This window comes from Shinella zoogloeoides (assembly GCF_030733845.1).
GTDB lineage: Bacteria > Pseudomonadota > Alphaproteobacteria > Rhizobiales > Rhizobiaceae > Shinella > Shinella zoogloeoides_C.
Window position 1 is genome coordinate 3145163 of the sequence record NZ_CP132311.1, and the last position, 17338, is coordinate 3162500.

Annotated in this window: 17 protein-coding genes, 1 tRNA gene and 2 rRNA genes (1 of these 20 only partly in view); 13 read left to right on the forward strand and 7 right to left on the reverse strand. The window is 61.0% G+C overall.

The window, feature by feature from the left end:
* Window positions 1-78: 78 nt before the first annotated feature.
* Window positions 79-912, forward strand: a complete 834-nt coding sequence (locus Q9316_RS16420) for a 3-keto-5-aminohexanoate cleavage protein (protein WP_306032647.1) — start codon at window positions 79-81, stop codon at window positions 910-912.
* 89 nt (window positions 913-1001) lie between these two features.
* Here Q9316_RS16420 and Q9316_RS16425 read toward each other — a convergent pair whose 3' ends face one another.
* Window positions 1002-2393, reverse strand: coding sequence for an aminotransferase-like domain-containing protein (locus Q9316_RS16425; RefSeq protein ID WP_306032648.1), 1392 nt, complete (start codon window positions 2391-2393; stop codon window positions 1002-1004).
* Window positions 2394-2615: 222 nt separating this feature from the next.
* Between Q9316_RS16425 and Q9316_RS16430 the strand changes: the two genes are divergently transcribed.
* The 4 genes from Q9316_RS16430 to Q9316_RS16445 all read left to right on the forward strand — a co-directional run bounded on the left by Q9316_RS16430 (window position 2616) and on the right by Q9316_RS16445 (window position 6936).
* Window positions 2616-3695, forward strand: coding sequence for an ABC transporter ATP-binding protein (locus tag Q9316_RS16430; protein ID WP_306032649.1), 1080 nt, complete (start codon window positions 2616-2618; stop codon window positions 3693-3695).
* A gap of 40 nt (window positions 3696-3735) precedes the next feature.
* Window positions 3736-4785, forward strand: a complete 1050-nt coding sequence (locus Q9316_RS16435; protein ID WP_306032650.1) for an ABC transporter substrate-binding protein — start codon at window positions 3736-3738, stop codon at window positions 4783-4785.
* A 73-nt stretch (window positions 4786-4858) separates the two neighbouring features.
* Window positions 4859-6115 (forward strand): ABC transporter permease, encoded by a 1257-nt coding sequence (locus tag Q9316_RS16440; protein WP_306032651.1) that lies wholly within the window; start codon window positions 4859-4861, stop codon window positions 6113-6115.
* Window positions 6115-6936 carry an ABC transporter permease gene (locus tag Q9316_RS16445; protein WP_306032652.1) on the forward strand — a complete coding sequence of 274 codons (822 nt, stop codon included), beginning with the start codon at window positions 6115-6117 and terminating at the stop codon, window positions 6934-6936. The genes Q9316_RS16440 and Q9316_RS16445 overlap by 1 nt, the downstream gene beginning before the upstream one ends.
* Window positions 6937-7258: 322 nt before the next feature.
* On the opposite strand, the gene Q9316_RS16450 is transcribed toward Q9316_RS16445, so the two are convergent.
* Complete coding sequence (locus Q9316_RS16450; protein ID WP_306032653.1) at window positions 7259-7495, reverse strand: hypothetical protein; 237 nt, start codon at window positions 7493-7495, stop codon at window positions 7259-7261.
* Between the two features lie 134 nt (window positions 7496-7629).
* On the opposite strand from Q9316_RS16450, the gene istA reads away from it, so the two are divergent.
* Together istA and istB are read left to right on the forward strand one after the other, a co-directional pair.
* Window positions 7630-9156: an IS21 family transposase gene (gene istA / locus Q9316_RS16455; protein ID WP_306035252.1), complete on the forward strand. Its 1527-nt coding sequence runs from the start codon at window positions 7630-7632 to the stop codon at window positions 9154-9156.
* Complete coding sequence (gene istB / locus Q9316_RS16460) at window positions 9146-9958, forward strand: IS21-like element helper ATPase IstB (protein WP_306031938.1); 813 nt, start codon at window positions 9146-9148, stop codon at window positions 9956-9958. The genes istA and istB overlap by 11 nt, the downstream gene beginning before the upstream one ends.
* A 32-nt stretch (window positions 9959-9990) precedes the next feature.
* On the opposite strand, the gene Q9316_RS16465 is transcribed toward istB, so the two are convergent.
* Both Q9316_RS16465 and Q9316_RS16470 read right to left on the reverse strand, forming a co-directional pair.
* Complete coding sequence (locus tag Q9316_RS16465; protein WP_306032654.1) at window positions 9991-10863, reverse strand: hypothetical protein; 873 nt, start codon at window positions 10861-10863, stop codon at window positions 9991-9993.
* A 103-nt stretch (window positions 10864-10966) separates the two neighbouring features.
* Window positions 10967-11167, reverse strand: coding sequence for a DUF2274 domain-containing protein (locus tag Q9316_RS16470; RefSeq protein WP_306032655.1), 201 nt, complete (start codon window positions 11165-11167; stop codon window positions 10967-10969).
* 559 nt (window positions 11168-11726) lie between these two features.
* On the opposite strand from Q9316_RS16470, the gene Q9316_RS16475 reads away from it, so the two are divergent.
* From Q9316_RS16475 to Q9316_RS16500, 6 genes are all read left to right on the forward strand, one after another.
* The gene (locus Q9316_RS16475; protein ID WP_306032656.1) at window positions 11727-11942 is read left to right on the forward strand and encodes a hypothetical protein; all 216 of its coding nucleotides are present in this window, start codon (window positions 11727-11729) and stop codon (window positions 11940-11942) included.
* A gap of 123 nt (window positions 11943-12065) precedes the next feature.
* Window positions 12066-12389 carry a type II toxin-antitoxin system HigB family toxin gene (locus Q9316_RS16480; RefSeq protein ID WP_306032657.1) on the forward strand — a complete coding sequence of 108 codons (324 nt, stop codon included), beginning with the start codon at window positions 12066-12068 and terminating at the stop codon, window positions 12387-12389.
* Window positions 12379-12759, forward strand: coding sequence for a helix-turn-helix domain-containing protein (locus Q9316_RS16485; RefSeq protein ID WP_306032658.1), 381 nt, complete (start codon window positions 12379-12381; stop codon window positions 12757-12759). The genes Q9316_RS16480 and Q9316_RS16485 overlap by 11 nt, the downstream gene beginning before the upstream one ends.
* Window positions 12760-12771: 12 nt before the next feature.
* The gene (locus Q9316_RS16490) at window positions 12772-13089 is read left to right on the forward strand and encodes a recombinase family protein (RefSeq protein WP_371877927.1); all 318 of its coding nucleotides are present in this window, start codon (window positions 12772-12774) and stop codon (window positions 13087-13089) included.
* Window positions 12980-13735, forward strand: coding sequence for a recombinase family protein (locus Q9316_RS16495; RefSeq protein WP_371877928.1), 756 nt, complete (start codon window positions 12980-12982; stop codon window positions 13733-13735). The genes Q9316_RS16490 and Q9316_RS16495 overlap by 110 nt, the downstream gene beginning before the upstream one ends.
* Window positions 13666-14460 (forward strand): recombinase zinc beta ribbon domain-containing protein, encoded by a 795-nt coding sequence (locus Q9316_RS16500; protein WP_306035338.1) that lies wholly within the window; start codon window positions 13666-13668, stop codon window positions 14458-14460. The genes Q9316_RS16495 and Q9316_RS16500 overlap by 70 nt, the downstream gene beginning before the upstream one ends.
* Here the strand turns inward: Q9316_RS16500 and Q9316_RS16505 are convergent.
* From Q9316_RS16505 to Q9316_RS16515, 3 genes are all read right to left on the reverse strand, one after another.
* A tRNA-Met gene (locus Q9316_RS16505) sits at window positions 14417-14493 on the reverse strand. The genes Q9316_RS16500 and Q9316_RS16505 overlap by 44 nt on opposite strands.
* A gap of 199 nt (window positions 14494-14692) precedes the next feature.
* Window positions 14693-14807 (reverse strand): 5S ribosomal RNA (gene rrf, locus Q9316_RS16510).
* A gap of 186 nt (window positions 14808-14993) precedes the next feature.
* Window positions 14994-17338, reverse strand: a 23S ribosomal RNA gene (locus tag Q9316_RS16515); it runs 451 nt beyond the window's last position.

The window sequence follows — 17338 nt, forward strand, 5'->3', positions numbered from 1 at the left end:
CCCTTCCTTCAAGGATTGCAACAAGTGTTTCAGTAATGTAAAAATATGATCCATATGAATCATATTCGGGATCGGCAAATGACAGACCCCTATAGACCGCATCGGGTGGCGATTGCAGTGGCGCCGAATGGCGGGCGCCGTATGAAGGCGGATCATCCCGCCATTCCGCTGACGCCGGCCGAACTCGCCCGCACCGCCGCCGAATGCCTGGAGGCCGGCGCCGCAATGATCCATGTCCACGTCCGCCGCCCCGACGGCCGTCACCTGCTCGATGCCGATGCCTACCGGCAGGCGACCGACGCCATCCGCGAGGAAGTCGGCGACCGGCTGGTGATCCAGATCACGACGGAAGCGCTCGGAATTTACACGCCGGCCGAGCAGATCGCGGTGCTGAAGGGCGTGCGGCCGCAAGCCGCCTCGCTCGCCCTGCGCGAACTCGTTCCAGATAAGGCCGCCGAGCCGGCCTTTGCCGAAGCGCTCGCCTGGATGAAACGGGAAAACGTCCTGCCGCAGATCATCCTCTACGACCCCACGGAAGCCCTACGGCTTTCGGGCATGATCCGGCGCGGGCTGGTACCCTGGCCCGACATTCCCGTACTCTACGTGCTCGGCCGCTACACCGTCTCCCAGACCTCACAGCCCGCCGATCTCCTGCCTTTCCTGGGCCCGGACCAGCCACATTTCGCAAACTGGAGCGTCTGCGCCTTCGGCCGGTACGAGGCCGCCTGCGTGACCGCCGCAGCGCTGCTGGGGGGGCATGTCCGCGTCGGCTTCGAGAACAATCTGCATTTGCCGGATGGCAACACCGCCCCGTCGAATGCCGCACTTGTCGCAACGGCCGCCGAGGCTGCCCGAGGTTTGGGATACGACCTTTGCGAGGCAGCCGAAATTCGCCACAGCCTTACGGGATGACGAGACGAAGCTCCTACAGCGAGGCAAAGGCTCGAGGCGGCGAGGCCGATGAAGCCTGCGCCGGCACTGCGAATTCACGATACAACGTCTCAGGCATGGCCGATCAGAGCCCGCGGACGGTCGGCCAATGTGGACACGATGATACGAAGCGCTGCGGCCAGTTCATCCCGCGAGGCGGCGCAGGCAATGTTGATGCGCACGGCGTGTTCCACCGGCTGGCGATCGCAGGCGAAGGCGCTGGCCGGCATGACGGCAACGCCATGCGCGTTCAGCGTCGCGGTGAAATCCTCCGAGCGCCAGGGAGCCGGCAGACGTAGCCATACGAACATGCAGCGTGAGTCCGAACCGAAACTGTGGCCGGAAAGAAGTGCGGCGGCGAGTGCGTTGCGAGCGCGCAATTCCGCCAGTTGCGCTTTCAGGATGGCCTTCGCCGTACCGTCTTCCAGCCAGCGGGTGGCAATGAGCAGCGGCACCGGCGCGGGCATCCAGGACGTGGTGCGGATCGCTTCCGCCGTCACCAGCGCGAGGCCGGGCGGACAGGTCAGATAACCGACGCGAAGCCCCGGTGCGAGCGCCTTGGATAGCGCGGAAATGTGGTAGGTACGGTGCGGCGCCAACGTGATCAGAGCCGGCGCCCGGTCTGCGAGCATCGGGCCGTAGACATCGTCCTCGATGATCACGACGTCGTGCTTCTCGCAGACCTCCACCAGCTCGCGGCGGCGTCGTTCACTCATCGTCACGACGCTCGGATTGTGCATGGAGGGTGTGGTGAAGACAGCACGCACCGTTTCATGTGCGCATACGGCCTCCAGTTCGCTGGCCGAGAGCCCCTCCTCGTCCATGCCGACGCCGACGATGCGGAAACGGAACATGGCGGCGAGGGCCTTGAGGCCGTAATAGGTTAGCCGGTCGGAGACGACGACGTCGCCGGGCTCGACGATGCTGCTGACGACGGCGAGCAACGCGTGCTGCGCGCCGCTTGTGACCACGATGTCCTCGACCGCTGGCGTAAAACCGTTCAGCGAAATCCATTGCCGCGCCGCCTCGCGCGCCCAGATGGGGCCTTCCGGCGGCTGATACTCCTGCATCTGTCCGAAACGCGGATCTTCCGCAAGATGCGGCAGGGCTTCGGCAAGGCGCTGCTGGAAGTCGTCCACGGCGGGTCGGTTGACGGTAAGGTCGATGATGCCGGGCGCCTTCGTCGCGCGGTCGACACGCGGCATGGCCGCCTCCGCGCGTACGATGGTGCCCCGCCGCGTGCTGCCGACGACGAGGTTGAGATTCTGCAGTTCGCGATAGGCGCGGGTGACGGTCGAGACATTGACCGACCGCTCCTTGGCGAGATCGCGTTGCGGCGGAAGCTGGCTGCCGGGGGCGAGATCCCCCGCACGGATTCTCGCCTCCAGTTCGGCAGCGAGCTGTAGATAGGCAGGCAGCCTTTGTGCTGCCTTTGTCTGGATTTTTTCTCTATCGGAAGCCATACAAAAATCCGCATCGGGCTGACTTGCTCGCCGCCAAAACAGGCGAAACCAACAAATCTCGTGAATTTTTTCGCTGATATCACTTTTTTTTTCGAAAGGCGACGGCAACAAGGGAGCGAAACAAAATAATTTGTGTGCTTGACAATCATAATTGGACCGAGACAATATCTTCCTACACCGAGACAAAGGGATGGGAACCCGCCGGTGTGGAGGAAGCTGCAAATGACAGAGCGGTTCATCGCCTTCGAAGGCGTGCGCAAATCCTATGATGGCAAGAGCTATGTCGTGCGGGGTCTCGACCTCGACGTCGCCAAGGGCGAATTCCTGACGCTGCTCGGCCCCTCCGGCTCGGGCAAGACGACGACGCTGATGATGCTTGCCGGCTTCGAAATCCCCACCCACGGCACGATCACACTGGCCGGCAGCCGCATCGAGCGTGTGCCGCCCCACCGGCGCAATATCGGCGTCGTGTTCCAGAACTACGCGCTGTTCCCTCACATGACGGTCGGAGAAAATCTCGCCTTTCCGTTGAAAATGCGCCGCCTTCCCAAGGCTGACGTGACGGAACGCGTGCGCCACGCGCTCGACATGGTGCGCATGGCAAGCTTCGAAAACCGCCGGCCGGCGCAGATGTCCGGCGGCCAGCAACAACGCATCGCACTTGCTCGCGCCCTCGTCTTCGAGCCGCAGCTCGTGCTGATGGACGAGCCGCTCGGTGCGCTCGACAAGCAGTTGCGCGAGCATATGCAGCTCGAGATCAAGCACCTGCACGACCGTCTCGGCATCAATGTCGTCTATGTCACGCACGATCAGAGCGAGGCGCTGACCATGTCGGACCGCGTCGGCGTCTTCAACGACGGCACGCTGCAGCAGATCGCCACGCCGCACGATCTCTACGAGGCCCCGGACAATCCCTTTGTTGCAACCTTCATCGGCGAGAACAATGCCATTGCCGGCGAGGTGATCGAGCTTTCCGGCAAGAGCTGTCGCATCCGCACCGCCGACGGCTCCGTCATCGCCGCACTTGCCGGCGCGGGCCTGAAGGTCGGCGCGCGGACGACATTGGTGCTGCGGCCCGAGCGCATTTCGCTGGCGGCGGAGGCCACGGGGCAGAACCGCTTCAAGGCGCAGGTTCAGGAGCTCATTTACCACGGCGACCACCTTCGCCTGCGCGCCAAGACCTGCGGAAGCGACGAGGTCCGTATCAAAGTGCCGGCAGGGGCGGCCGCAACGCCCAAGCCCGGCGCCGAGATAGAGATCGGCTGGTCGGAGCGGGATTGCCGCGCACTCGCCCAGTCCTGACGACGACAGCAACAACCTCCAACCAAATAAGGAGACTGCAATGGGAGCGATCACGAAACTTCTCTGGACTTCCGCCTTCGGCCTGGCGCTTGCAACGCCGGCGCTGGCGGAGGACACGATCACCGTCACCTCCTGGGGCGGCGCCTATACGAAGAGCCAGGAACAGACCTACTTCGGGCCCTACAGCAAGGAAACCGGCGCCAAGATCCTGCAGGACGAGTGGGACGGCTCGACCGCCAAGCTGAAGGGCATGGTGGAAACCGGCCAGGTGACCTGGGATGTCGTCGACGTCGAGCCAGGCCATGCGCTGCAGGGCTGTGACGAGGGATGGCTCGACGAAATCGACTATTCCAAAGTGGGCGGCAAGGAAGCCTTCATCGACGGCGCGGCGATGGACTGCGCGGCTGCCACCATCGTCTTCGGCACGATCTATGCATATGACGCGGCCAAATTCCCGAACGGCGGCCCGACGACCATGGCCGATCTTTTCGACACCCAGAAGTTCCCCGGCCCGCGCGCCTTGCGCAAGGCGCCGAAGACCACGCTGGAGTTCGCGCTGATTGCCGACGGCGTCAAACCGTCGGAAGTCTATGACGTGCTCGGCACGCCGGAAGGCGTCGACCGGGCCTTCAAGAAGCTCGACACGATCAAGAAGGACGTAAAGGTCTGGTGGACTGCCGGCGCTCAGCCGCCGCAGCTTCTTGCCGACGGCGAGGTGGTGATGACGACCGCCTGGAACGGCCGCATCTATGACGCCGTGAAGAACAGCGGCAAGAACTTCAAGATCGTCTGGGACGGCCAGGGCATGGACTTCAACCTCTGGGCCCAGCCGAAGGGCGCGCCGCACAAGGAGGCCGCCGACAAGTTCATCGCCTATACGCTGAACCCCGACGTGATGGCGCGGCAATCGCAATACATCTCCTACGGCCCGACGCTGAAGGCCGCGATCGAGAAGGTTCCGGCCGATATCCTCGCGGACCTGCCGACCGCGCCGGAGAACACCAAATCCGCCTTCGTGGTTTCCGCCGAATTCTGGGCCGACCATGACGAGGAACTGACCGAGCGCTTCAACAAGTGGCTCGCCCAGTGACTCTCCCCTTGCGGGCAGGTTCGTTCTCCTGGCCTGCCCGCACTTTTTGAACTGGCTGAGGAGGGAGGCTGACATGGCAATGGTGCTGAGCGACGAAGTCGTCAAGAACGCAATCGATACGGCGGCACTGACGCGGCGCCTGCGGTTCTTGAAGCGCAGGAGCCAGGTGAAGGCCCTGCTGCTGGTCGCTCCCCTCATGCTGTTCCTGCTCTCGGTCTTCGTGCTGCCGATCGGGATCCTGCTGACACGCAGCGTCGACAACAGCGACGTGTCGCGCGCCCTGCCCACCACGGCTGCGGCGCTTGCCGCATGGAACGGGAAGACTGTGCCCGATGAGCCGCTGTTCGCCGCACTCGCCGCGGACCTCAAGTCTTCCTCCCGCGAAGACGTCGCAGAGGCCGCCAAGCGGCTCAACAATTACGAAAGCGGCATCCGCTCCTCGCTGCTGAAGACGGCGCGCAGCATCCGAAAGGCCGAGGCGCCGTTCCAGCAAGCCTTTCTCGATGTCGACGGCCGTTGGGCTGCGTCCGAGCGCTGGCTGGCGATCAAGCAGGCCATGCCGCGCATGACCGACTTCTACCTTCTCGCCGCGCTCGACATGCAGCGCAGCGCGATGGGCGGGCTCGCCGGGGTCACGCCGGAGAATGCCGTGCATCTCGACGTGCTCATCCGCACCTTCGTCGTCAGCATTTCCGTCACGATCCTTTGCGTGCTGACCGGCTATCCGCTCGCCGCCCTGATGGCGCGCTCGAAAGGTTGGGTCGCCAACATGCTGCTCATTCTCGTGCTGCTGCCGTTCTGGACCTCGCTTCTGGTTCGCACCAGCGCCTGGGTCGTGCTGCTGCAAAGCCGTGGCGTCGTCAATTCCGGACTGATCTGGCTTGGCCTCGTCGACCCCGCCCAGCCACTCGACCTGATCTACAACCGCATCGGCGTGCTTATCGCCATGACGCATATCCTGCTGCCCTTCATGGTGCTGCCGATCTATTCGGTGATGAAGGGCATTCCGCCAGTCTACCTGCGCGCCGCATCCTCTCTCGGAGCACCGCCGTTCTCGACCTTCTGGCGCGTCTATCTACCGATGAGCATGCCGGGTGTCAGCGCCGGCGGGCTGCTCGTCTTCATTCTAGCGCTCGGCTACTACATCACGCCCGCGCTGGTCGGCGGCCCGCGCGACCAGATGGTGAGCTATTTCATCGCCTATTACGCGAACCAGGTGACAAACTGGGGCATGGCCGCAGCACTCAGCGCCATCCTGCTCGTCGCCGTCCTTATTCTCTATGCGATCTACAACCGCCTGATCGGCATCGACCGTCTGAGGATTGGCTGATGAACACCGCACTGTCCTTCAATCGCCTCGTCTCCATCGGCTTGTGGATCGTCGGCGGCGGCACCGCGCTCTTCCTGATCGCGCCGATCCTCGCCATCGTGCCGCTCTCCTTCAATGCCGAGCCGTTCTTCACTTATCCGATGCCCGGCCTGTCGCTGCGCTGGTACGAAGAATTCTTCGCCTCCGCTGCCTGGCAACTGGCACTTCGCAACAGCATCATCGTCGCTGTCTTCTCGACCATCCTCTCGACCCTTCTCGGCACGCTTGCCGCCATCGGCCTGTCGCGCAGCGATTGCCCGGCACGCGCCACCCTCACGGCCATCCTCATCTCGCCGATGATCGTGCCCATCGTCGTCGCCGCCGTCGGCATCTACTATGCCTTCGCCGCCGTCGGCCTGCTCAACTCGCTGACAGGCCTCGTACTCGCGCATACCGTGCTGGGTGCACCCTTCGTCGTCGTCACCGTCACGGCGGCCCTGAGCGGCTTCGACCAGAACCTGATGCGCGCTGCGGCAAGCCTCGGCGCCCGGCCAGTGGAAGCCGTTTTGCGGATCATGCTGCCCCTGATCGCGCCGGGCGTCGCATCGGGCGCCCTCTTCGCCTTCGTCACCTCCTTCGACGAGGTTGTCGTCGCCCTTTTCATCGCCGGCTCCGAAGAACGGACCCTGCCCCGCCAGATGTGGAGCGGCGTGCGCGAAACGCTGAGCCCGACGATCGCCGCCGTCGCCACCCTGCTGATCATCTTCTCAACGTTGTTCCTCGCCACCATTCAATGGCTGCAACGCCGCGCCGAGCGACAGAAGCTCACACAGTTCACATGACACGAAGGACAGGAAATGCCCGTCTACAAGGTCCTGCGCCGAATCCTACGGCCATGGCATCGGAATCCTCTTGATCGACTGCCGAATACCTCTCATTCCCGGAGATGTCGGCAATGCCCGAGTACAAACATTGAACTGGGTCCAGAAGGAAGTCGTCACGCCCTCCCTTGACGGGAAGTCGGCGGACCTGACGATCCACAGCCTGTGGCGTCGTTTCTCGCATCGATTGAAGCGTTATCATGAGCACGGCAACGCTACGCGCGAGGATTTCACGGACGACTATACGTGCCGTGTGAAGGATGGTGAGCAGAAGGGGCAGAACCTACCCCAAGGACTCGACATAAGGCTTCCAGCTCAGTTGCACCTCCGCATATCGGGAACCGACGCGGACACGGGGCGCTGCGACGCCGGCATTTGCGGACCATTCCTCCGGAGAAACCGGTATCGGATAGACGGTCACGACGCCGCCATGCTTCAGAAGCGCGTCGCTGACCTCGATCGTAAGCGTCGTGGACGATGCCGCCGTACTCTGGCCGATTCCAAGCAGGAGCATCGCCATGATCGCCACGGTCCTGCGTGGCTGTTGATTGCCACTGAGAACTGACCCGGCATAGCCCGATATTTCCATTGAGAATTGACCCATGTTTCAACCGTCCCTCGCGAGTTTTCAGCGGGGGCTGTGGAGTGATCGACATGGCGTTACTGAGCGTGATCCGGCGCTGGCATCTTCGAGAGCATCTATCGATCCGAGAGATATGTCGCCGGACTGGCCTTTCGCGGAACACGGTCCGCAAATACCTGCGCCTTGATGGCGGGGAGCCGAAGTTTAAGGTGCCGGAGCGACCGAGCAAGCTCGATCCGTTTGCAGATCGGCTGTCGGCATGGATGAAGACGGAATCGAAGAAGGGCCGCAAGCAGAAGCGGACGATCAAGCAACTGCATGCCGATCTGGTCGGCCTCGGTTATGAGGGCTCTTATAATCGGGTTGCAGCCTTTGCCCGAGAGTGGAAGGCGGACAGGCAGAGGGAACTTCAGACCACAGGACGCGGCACGTTCGTGCCTCTGGCCTTCGAACCGGGCGAAGCGTTCCAATTCGATTGGTCGGAGGACTGGGCCATCATCGGCAATGAGCGCACCAAGCTGCAGGTCGCGCATACGAAGCTGAGCTACAGCCGCGCCTTCATCGTGAGAGCCTATCTCCTCCAGACGCACGAGATGCTGTTCGATGCCCACAACCATGCCTTCCGCGTCTTTGGCGGCATTCCTGGCCGTGGCATCTACGACAATATGCGCACGGCGATCGACAAGGTTGGTCGCGGGAAGGATCGCGACGTCAACGTGCGCTTCATGGCGATGGCCAGTCACTATGTGTTCGAACCCGAGTTCTGCAATCCGGCGTCCGGTTGGGAGAAAGGACAGGTCGAGAAGAACGTTCAGGATGCCCGTCATCGTCTCTGGCAGCCCACGCCGCGCTTTCCGTCGCTGGAAGCGTTGAACGTCTGGCTGGAGCAGCGCTGCAAGGAATTGTGGGCGAATACCCCGCACGGACAGATGCGCGGCACCATCGCCGACATCTGGGCTGAGGAGGCTTTGGCATTGATGCCTGTCTCCCGGCCGTTCGATGGCTTCGTCGAGTATACCAAGCGCGTCACGCCGACCTGCCTCGTTCATCTGGAGCGCAATCGCTACAGCGTTCCTGCCTCCTTCGCCAATCGGCCGGTGAGCCTGCGGGTCTATCCGGATCGTGTCGTTGTCGCCGCGGAGGGCCAGATCGTCTGCGAGCATCGCCGGGTCATCGATCGCTCTCATGACCGACCGGGACAGACCATCTACGACTGGCGGCATTATCTGGCGGTGGTGCAACGCAAGCCGGGCGCTCTTCGCAATGGTGCACCCTTTGCCGAACTGCCCGATGCGTTCCGAGCCTTGCAGCAGTACCTCCTGAAGAAGCCGGGTGGTGACCGCGAGATGGTCGATATCCTGGCCCTTGTTCTCCAGCACGACGAACAGGCCGTGCTATCGGCGGTCGACATGGCGCTGAAGTCCGGCGTCCCCACGAAGACGCACGTGCTGAACCTGCTGCATCGCCTCGTCGACGGCAAATCCTTCACACCACCGACCATCGACGCGCCTCAGGCCCTGACGCTCACCAACGAGCCGAAGGCCAATGTCGAACGCTACGATGCGCTCAGAAAGACGGAGGCTCGCCATGCGTCATAATCCAGCAAGTGGCGCTGTCGTCATCATGTTGCGGCAACTGAAGATGCACGGCATGGCCCAGGCCGTCGGCGAACTCACCGAACAGGGATCGCCAGCGTTTGAGGCCGCCATCCCGATCCTGTCGCAGCTTCTCAAGGCCGAGACGGCGGAACGCGAAGTTCGATCGACCGCCTACCAGCTCAAGACGGCACGCTTTCCAGCCTATCGTGACCTGAACGGCTTCGACTTCGCCAGCAGCGAGGTCAACGAGGCGCTGGTGCGTCAGCTTCATCGCTGCGACTTCCTCGGCGACGCCAACAACATCGTCCTCGTCGGCGGTCCCGGCACGGGCAAGACGCATATCGCCACAGCGATCGGTGTCCAGGCTATCGAGCATCATCACAAGCGGGTTCGGTTCTTCTCGACCGTGGAGCTGGTCAACGCGCTCGAGCAAGAAAAGGCACAAGGGCGTTCCGGCCAGATCGCCAACCGCCTGGCACACTCCGATCTCGTCATCCTCGACGAACTCGGTTACCTGCCGTTCAGCGCTTCAGGCGGGGCGCTGCTCTTCCATCTGTTAAGCAAGCTCTACGAGCACACGAGCGTCATCATCACGACCAACCTGAGCTTCAGCGAATGGGCCAGCGTCTTCGGCGATGCCAAGATGACCACCGCGCTGCTCGACCGCTTGACCCACCATTGCCACATCCTCGAAACCGGAAACGACAGCTTCCGCTTCAAGAATAGTTCGGCTCATGAGCCCAAAATGACGAAGGAGAAAAGGAAGAGCTTGACCGCAACCATCGACCCGAACGACATCTAATAAACGGGTCAATTCTCGGTGGAAATGCCGGGTCAGTTCTCAGTGGCAATCAACACTTCGAAGGCCCCTAGCCAGATGAGGCCGGCATCCTTGCCGTCGCGCTTGCGAACCAGATGCAGCTCCGCCGGGACCGCGCCGTTGAAATCATTGATGGCGACCGTCCAGGCCGGCGAAGACTTCAGGGCCGTGCTCCGCTTGCCCACCTTCAGCGGGATATCCGTCATCCCCTCCCAATGACTGACCGGCTTCCCATCGGCAAAGGTCAGGCCCTTGAACATGGTTGCGGCGAAGGTCTCGATCTTTTCGCCCGCGCTTACCGCGGCATCCTCGCCCGTACCTGCGGGCTTTGTGGCGAAATGGAATGCGAGCAGCTTCGTCCCGCGTGTCAGGCAGCGGGTGAAGGCCACCTGTTCGAACTTGCCGTTCTTTGCCTTGACGCTGCGCAAGGATGCGCTGGACTGATCATCCGTGACGGACTGGGACACGATATCCAGCCCCGCCGTCTGGGCCTCGTAAGCGCAGACCCGCAACGGTGTTGCAGGATATTCCAGATCGAAGGCCATGACGGTGACATCCGCAGGGACGGTCGCTGACGATGCGATCTTTCCGACGACCGTGGATCGCCCGGCAGTGCCCGCCTGGCGTGGCTGGAAATGGTCAGACTGGAGGGTGCCGTCGTTCGGCAGCGCGATATCGCCGCGAAGGTCGGCCGCTCCGAAATCGAATGCCTGTTTTTTCCATCCCGGCGCGACCGGCTCCTCCGCGAAACCCGAGCAGGAGGCAGTCAGCCAGATCAACGCGCCGCCAAGGAAAGACGGCGCCAGTATCGAGCGGGAGACCTTTCCACCTGCTTTCCCCATTCCGGGGGTATGGGAGGATAGAACAGTTTTTCGGATACTCGACACGTCACGCCGCTCCTTGCCAACCTCTTTGATTCATCAATGCGATTCGAACGCAGAAACGGACAGGAGGGCAAAATGAGAGCGAAAGGGCAAGGTTTTTATTAATTTACGGGATGTTCGGCCTCTCTTGCCTCCTGGCTTTCGTGAAGCCGCGATCCGTAGCAACGAAGCGTTCCAGCATCGATACGATCAGCTTGGCCGGCTCAATCGGCGTGGCGCCATCAGCGAGGATACGGCCATATTCGGCGAGGTCACGATGGAGGGCAGCGGGCAGCTCATCCGCACAGGCGCTGATATTGCCGAACATATCCTGGAGGAACGAGGCGCCGGAAAATGGGCCACTCTGGAAATACGCGTAGGAGCAGAATCAGCTGCAGCAAACAACCTTTGAAATCGTGCCTTTCTCTACCGCGACCCCGAATGCAGAGTCGACGCTCATCTTCCGAACAATTAAGGCGACGGACGATCAATTTGCGCAATCGGCGGTGTTCGGCGAACGGGAGGTATTCCAGCTTCAATGTTCAGCTGCTCATCGACAGGAACAACAAGTAAGACGGTCGGAGGGATCGGCCCCTGGGACGCGAACCTTCGCTATGCCGCAAAGAGAGGGCTTTAGAGGGCGATGGAGTAAACATAGTTCTCATCATCACTCGGCGTGGCGTGGGGCGCCGTGCGGGATTTGAACTCGATCAAGATGAATGGAGCCTCTTGTCCTCGACCAATGCCCTCCCCGCCTCCGAATACCCATCCCTTTTCTACGCCAGGGTATCCTATTCACCGCACGGAGAGCCGCGAGCCCTTTCCGACCATGGCATTCCACGCTTCCATATCCCTTGCCCCTTCCGGGCATGGGATTGTTGGAGACGATGGCGCTTAAACGGGACAGGATCAGCATCGAGGTAATATCGCCCTCCACCGGACCGGAAACGGGCCGGAACGATCCTGTGCGCATCGATGCAGCGATCCGGTCCCTTGCCCGATTGATCGGCCGCCAGATCGCCCGCGAGCAGTTCGAGCGCAAGATCGCGCAGGAACGCAAGGCGCAGAAACAGCACTACACGAAGCTCCTCCCCTCGCCCTGATGGTGAACAGCCGGCGTCGCCGGCAAGCGACATGCATGCAAGTTTCACCCGGTGCGGGTTTCCTGCGCCGGGCCGAAGCAGTTTTCTCTTGAGACCGTTTTGGTCCCATGCTATAGGTGACAGATGAGGATTATTGCCCGCCGCACTTTGCGCGAATTTGTCGAAAGCCTCGCGGGGCAGAAAGAGCAGCCGGCCGTGAAGGCCGCGCTCGATGCCTGGTTCGATGAAGTCAACAAGGCGGAATGGGCGAGCACCGCCGATGTAAAGCGGCTTTACGCGACGGCGAGCATCGTCAGCGCCGAGCGGATCGTCTTCAACATCAAAGGCAGTGACTACCGCCTCGTCGTGTCGGTGGACTTCGAGAAGGGCATCGTCTGGATCAAGTGGCTCGGCACGCACAAGGCTTACGACAGGATCGACGTGAAGGAGATCGAGCATGGCAACTGACCTGAAGCCGATCCGCACGGAAGCGGATTACGATGAAGCCCTGGCAGAGGTCGAACGGCTGTGGGGCGCCAAGAGCGGCACGCCGAAAGGCGACCGTCTCGACGTGCTGGCGACGCTGATCGACGCCTACGAGGCGAAGCACTATCCGATGGACCCGCCCGATCCGGTGGAGGCGATCCGCTTCCGCATGGAACAGCAGGGACTGACCCGCAAGGATCTGGAACCTATGATCGGCCCGCGCAACCGGGTTGCAGACGTCCTGAACCGCAAGCGCAGCCTGTCGATCGACATGATCCGGCAATTGCACAGCCGCCTCGGCATCTCGGCGGAGGTGCTGATCCGGCCGAGCCGGATGGACAAGGTAGCTTAGGAGAGACCGCCGATGACCCGCGTTGCCTTGTATGCCCGTTATTCGTCCGACAATCAGCGCGAGGCGTCGATCGACGACCAGTACCGCATCTGCCGCGAGCAGGCGAAGCGCGAGAAGTGGAAGGTGGTCGGCACCTACAAGGACGCAGGGATCTCCGGCGCGAGCATGATCCTGCGGCCCGGCGCTGCTGCAGGATGCGCAGGCCGGCCAGTTCGATATCGTGCTCGCCGAGGCGCTGGATCGCATCAGCCGCGACCAGGCCGACGTGGCCACGTTCTTCAAGCACCTGAAGTTCGCCGGCGTGCCGATCATCACCCTGGCCGAGGGTGAGATCAGCGAACTGCATGTCGGCCTCAAGGGCACGATGAACGCCCTATTCCTCAAAGACCTTGCCGCCAAGACGCATCGCGGCATCCGTGGCCGCGTCGAGAACGGCAAATCAGGTGGTGGTCTCTGCTATGGCTACAACGTGATCAAGCAACTCGATGCGCGCGGCGATCCAATCCGTGGCGATCGCGAGATCAATGAGGCCGAAGCAATCGTGGTGCGCCGCGTGTTCCGCGATTTCGCGGCCGGGATCGCGCCGCGCACGATCGCCCGCACGCTGAACGAGGAAGGCGTGCCCGGCCCCGGCGGCAAACCGTGGGGCGACACGACGATCCGCGGCCATGTGAAGCGTGGCACCGGCCTCGTGAACAATGAGCTTTATATCGGCCGCCTGATCTGGAACCGGCTGCGCTACATCAAAGATCCGTCGACCGGAAAGCGCGTCTCCCGCCCGAACCCGGAATCGGAATGGATCGTCAAGGACGTCCCTGACCTGCGCATCGTCGACGACGAACTCTGGCAATCCGTGCGCGAACGGCAGGAGAGATTGCCGAGAAGTTCCTCAACGTCGCCGAGGGCGTGCGCAAGCACCACAGGAAGAACAAGCTCAACGGCGCACGTCGGCCGCGCACGCTCCTGTCTGGCTTGATCTTCTGCGGCTGCTGCGATGGCCCCTACTCCCTTTGCGGCCCGCAGCGCTATGCCTGCTCGAACCACATCAGCAAGGGCACCTGCGACAACTGCCGGACCATCCGCCAGGACGAACTGGAAGCCCGCGTGCTCGCCGGCCTGAAGGACCGATTGATGGCCCCGGAGATCGTCGAGGAAGCCATGCGCGCTTATGCTGAGGAGACCAATCGGCTGAACCGGGAACGCCGTTCGAATGACGACGCCTGGAAGGCGGAGCTTGCAAAGGCCGAGAAGCAGATTGCCCAGATCGTCGAGGCCATCGCCGACGGCATGTATCACCCGTCGATGAAGGACAAGATGACCGGGCTGGAAGCGCGCAAGGACGAGCTGACCGCCCTCCTCGCGGACGCGCCTGCGGACACGCCCGACATTCTGCCGAGCGCGTCGGCGATCTATGCGAAGAAGGTCGCGGCGCTGGCGAAGGCCCTGAACCGGAAGGAAGAGCGGCAGGCGGCATCGCAGGATCTGCGCGCCCTGATCGAGAGGATCGTGCTGACGCCGGGCCCGGAACGCGGCGAGATTCTCGCGACGCTGCACGGTGAACTGGCCACGATCCTCGAATGGACGGAGCGTCAAGCTATTGGAAAACCTGCCAAAACGACAAAACCCGCCGCTGGTGCGACGGGTTTGTTAGTATCGTTGGTTGCGGGGGCAGGATTTGAACCTGCGGCCTTCAGGTTATGAGCCTGACGAGCTACCGGGCTGCTCCACCCCGCGTTACCAGGTTTTTGCCCTTTGGCAAAATACCGCCGGTTTTTGCCTTTGGCAAAATACCGTTGTTGTGCTCGGCCCTGACATTTGTCGAGGTTTTCAAAACAGAAAGGACCGCTTTGAGCGGCCCTTGAGTTTCGGCGGGGCCGAAGGTGTGTCGAGAAGATGTATCCTGCGTTGCAGGAACGTTGATTGCCTTTAGCAGACCTGGCAGCGACCTACTCTCCCGCGTCTTGAGACGAAGTACCATTGGCGCTGGGGCGTTTCACGGCCGTGTTCGGAATGGGAACGGGTGCGGCCACCCCGCCATAACCACCAGGTCGGCTAAGGGCAATCAATTGAGAAGCTGGTAGAAGGGTCGGTGTTTTGCGTGCGCAATAACCGGATGCCTTCGTTTGTTTAGTCTGTGAACACGTCTTTGGACGTCAACCGGACGAATGCTTTCGCCTTCGTCTTGTCGGGACAAACGCTCCGCGTTTGCCCTGAGATGAGCATATTCAATGAGAACGATCAAGCCAATCGAGCGATTAGTACCGGTAAGCTTCACACATTGCTGCGCTTCCACACCCGGCCTATCAACGTGGTCGTCTTCCACGGCTCTCAAGGGAATACTCGTTTTCAGGTTGGTTTCCCGCTTAGATGCCTTCAGCGGTTATCCATTCCATATATAGCTACCCTGCTATGCCCTTGGCAGGACAACAGGTCCACCAGAGATATGTCCATCCCGGTCCTCTCGTACTAGGGACAGATCCTGTCAATATTCCTACACCCACGGCAGATAGGGACCGAACTGTCTCACGACGTTCTGAACCCAGCTCACGTACCGCTTTAATTGGCGAACAGCCAAACCCTTGGGACCTGCTCCAGCCCCAGGATGCGATGAGCCGACATCGAGGTGCCAAACAACCCCGTCGATATGGACTCTTGGGGGTCATCAGCCTGTTATCCCCGGCGTACCTTTTATCCGTTGAGCGATGGCCCTTCCACGCGGGACCACCGGATCACTATGACCGACTTTCGTCTCTGCTCGACTTGTCAGTCTCGCAGTCAGGCGGGCTTATGCCATTGCACTCGACGACCGATTTCCGACCGGTCTGAGCCCACCATCGCGCGCCTCCGTTACTCTTTCGGAGGCGACCGCCCCAGTCAAACTACCCACCATACACTGTCCCGGACCCGGATGACGGGCCGCGGTTAGACATCCATGACGATAAGGGTGGTATTTCAAGGATGGCTCCACGCAAACTGGCGTCCGCGCTTCAAAGCCTACCACCTATCCTACACATGCCGACACGAATGCCAGTGTAAAGCTATAGTAAAGGTGCACGGGGTCTTTCCGTCTAACCGCAGGAACCCCGCATCTTCACGGGGAATTCAATTTCACTGAGTCTCTGCTGGAGACAGCGGGGAAGTCGTTACGCCATTCGTGCAGGTCGGAACTTACCCGACAAGGAATTTCGCTACCTTAGGACCGTTATAGTTACGGCCGCCGTTTACTGGGGCTTCGATTCAAAGCTTGCACCTCTCCTCTTAACCTTCCAGCACCGGGCAGGCGTCAGACCCTATACGTCGTCTTGCGACTTCGCAGAGCCCTGTGTTTTTGATAAACAGTCGCTACCCCCTGGTCTGTGCCACCCCACAATACTTGCGTAGCATGGGGTCACGCTTCTTCCGAAGTTACGCGTGCAATTTGCCGAGTTCCTTCAGCAGAGTTCTCTCAAGCGCCTTGGTATGCTCTACCTGACCACCTGTGTCGGTTTCGGGTACGGTCTATACGGTGGAGCTATTTCCTGGAACCGCTTCCCCGCCCAGACAATCCAATAAGTCTGAACAAGTTACGCAATCCGTCACTACCACCAGGCCCACGAATATTAACGTGGTTCCCATCGACTACGCGTGTCCGCCTCGTCTTAGGGGCCGGCTAACCCTGCTCAGATTAACTTTAAGCAGGAACCCTTGGTCTTTCGGCGAGAGGGTCTCTCACCCTCTTTATCGTTACTCATGTCAACATTCGCACTTCCGATACCTCCAGAGGCCCTCACGGGTCCTCCTTCACAGGCTTACGGAACGCTCCGCTACCACTGGACTTGCGTCCAATCCTCAGCTTCGGTGCATGGCTTTAGCCCCGTTACATTTTCGGCGCAAAGACCCTTATTTAGACCAGTGAGCTGTTACGCTTTCTTTAAATGATGGCTGCTTCTAAGCCAACATCCTGGTTGTTTTGGGATCCTCACATCCTTTCCCACTTAGCCATGACTTGGGGACCTTAGCTGGAGGTCAGGGTTGTTGCCCTTTTCACGACGGACGTTAGCACCCGCCGTGTGTCTGCCGACTAGTACTCCTCGGTATTCGGAGTTTGGTTAGGATCAGTAAGACGGTGAGTCCCCATAGCCCATCCAGTGCTCTACCCCCGAGGGTATTCGGTCGACGCTCTACCTAAATAGATTTCGCGGAGAACCAGCTATCTCCGAGTTTGATTGGCCTTTCACCCCTAGCCACAAGTCATCCCAATCTATTGCAACAGATGCGGGTTCGGTCCTCCAGTTGGTGTTACCCAACCTTCAACCTGCTCATGGCTAGATCACTCGGTTTCGGGTCTAATGCAACTAACTGAACGCCCTGTTCAGACTCGCTTTCGCTGCGCCTACACCTACCGGCTTAAGCTTGCTAGTTACACTAAGTCGTTGACCCATTATACAAAAGGTACGCCGTCAGCCTTGCGGCCTCCGACTGCTTGTAGGCAACCGGTTTCAGGTTCTATTTCACTCCCCTTGTCGGGGTGCTTTTCACCTTTCCCTCACGGTACTTGTTCGCTATCGGTCATGCACGAGTACTTAGGCTTGGAGAGTGG

Bases quoted from the DNA above. Each gene is read 5' to 3' on its own strand.
- Q9316_RS16475 (WP_306032656.1), top strand. From the start codon at position 11,727: ATGGCGCTTAAACGGGACAGGATCAGCATCGAGGTAATATCGCCCTCC.
- Q9316_RS16425 (WP_306032648.1), bottom strand. From the start codon at position 2,393: ATGGCTTCCGATAGAGAAAAAATCCAGACAAAGGCAGCACAAAGGCTG.
- istA (WP_306035252.1), top strand. From the start codon at position 7,630: ATGGCGTTACTGAGCGTGATCCGGCGCTGGCATCTTCGAGAGCATCTA.
- Q9316_RS16420 (WP_306032647.1), top strand. From the start codon at position 79: ATGACAGACCCCTATAGACCGCATCGGGTGGCGATTGCAGTGGCGCCG.
- Q9316_RS16470 (WP_306032655.1), bottom strand. From the start codon at position 11,167: ATGTTCGGCAATATCAGCGCCTGTGCGGATGAGCTGCCCGCTGCCCTC.
- Q9316_RS16490 (WP_371877927.1), top strand. From the start codon at position 12,772: ATGACCCGCGTTGCCTTGTATGCCCGTTATTCGTCCGACAATCAGCGC.
- istB (WP_306031938.1), top strand. From the start codon at position 9,146: ATGCGTCATAATCCAGCAAGTGGCGCTGTCGTCATCATGTTGCGGCAA.
- Q9316_RS16445 (WP_306032652.1), top strand. From the start codon at position 6,115: ATGAACACCGCACTGTCCTTCAATCGCCTCGTCTCCATCGGCTTGTGG.
- Q9316_RS16440 (WP_306032651.1), top strand. From the start codon at position 4,859: ATGGCAATGGTGCTGAGCGACGAAGTCGTCAAGAACGCAATCGATACG.
- Q9316_RS16435 (WP_306032650.1), top strand. From the start codon at position 3,736: ATGGGAGCGATCACGAAACTTCTCTGGACTTCCGCCTTCGGCCTGGCG.
- Q9316_RS16480 (WP_306032657.1), top strand. From the start codon at position 12,066: ATGAGGATTATTGCCCGCCGCACTTTGCGCGAATTTGTCGAAAGCCTC.
- Q9316_RS16485 (WP_306032658.1), top strand. From the start codon at position 12,379: ATGGCAACTGACCTGAAGCCGATCCGCACGGAAGCGGATTACGATGAA.
- Q9316_RS16450 (WP_306032653.1), bottom strand. From the start codon at position 7,495: ATGGCGATGCTCCTGCTTGGAATCGGCCAGAGTACGGCGGCATCGTCC.
- Q9316_RS16430 (WP_306032649.1), top strand. From the start codon at position 2,616: ATGACAGAGCGGTTCATCGCCTTCGAAGGCGTGCGCAAATCCTATGAT.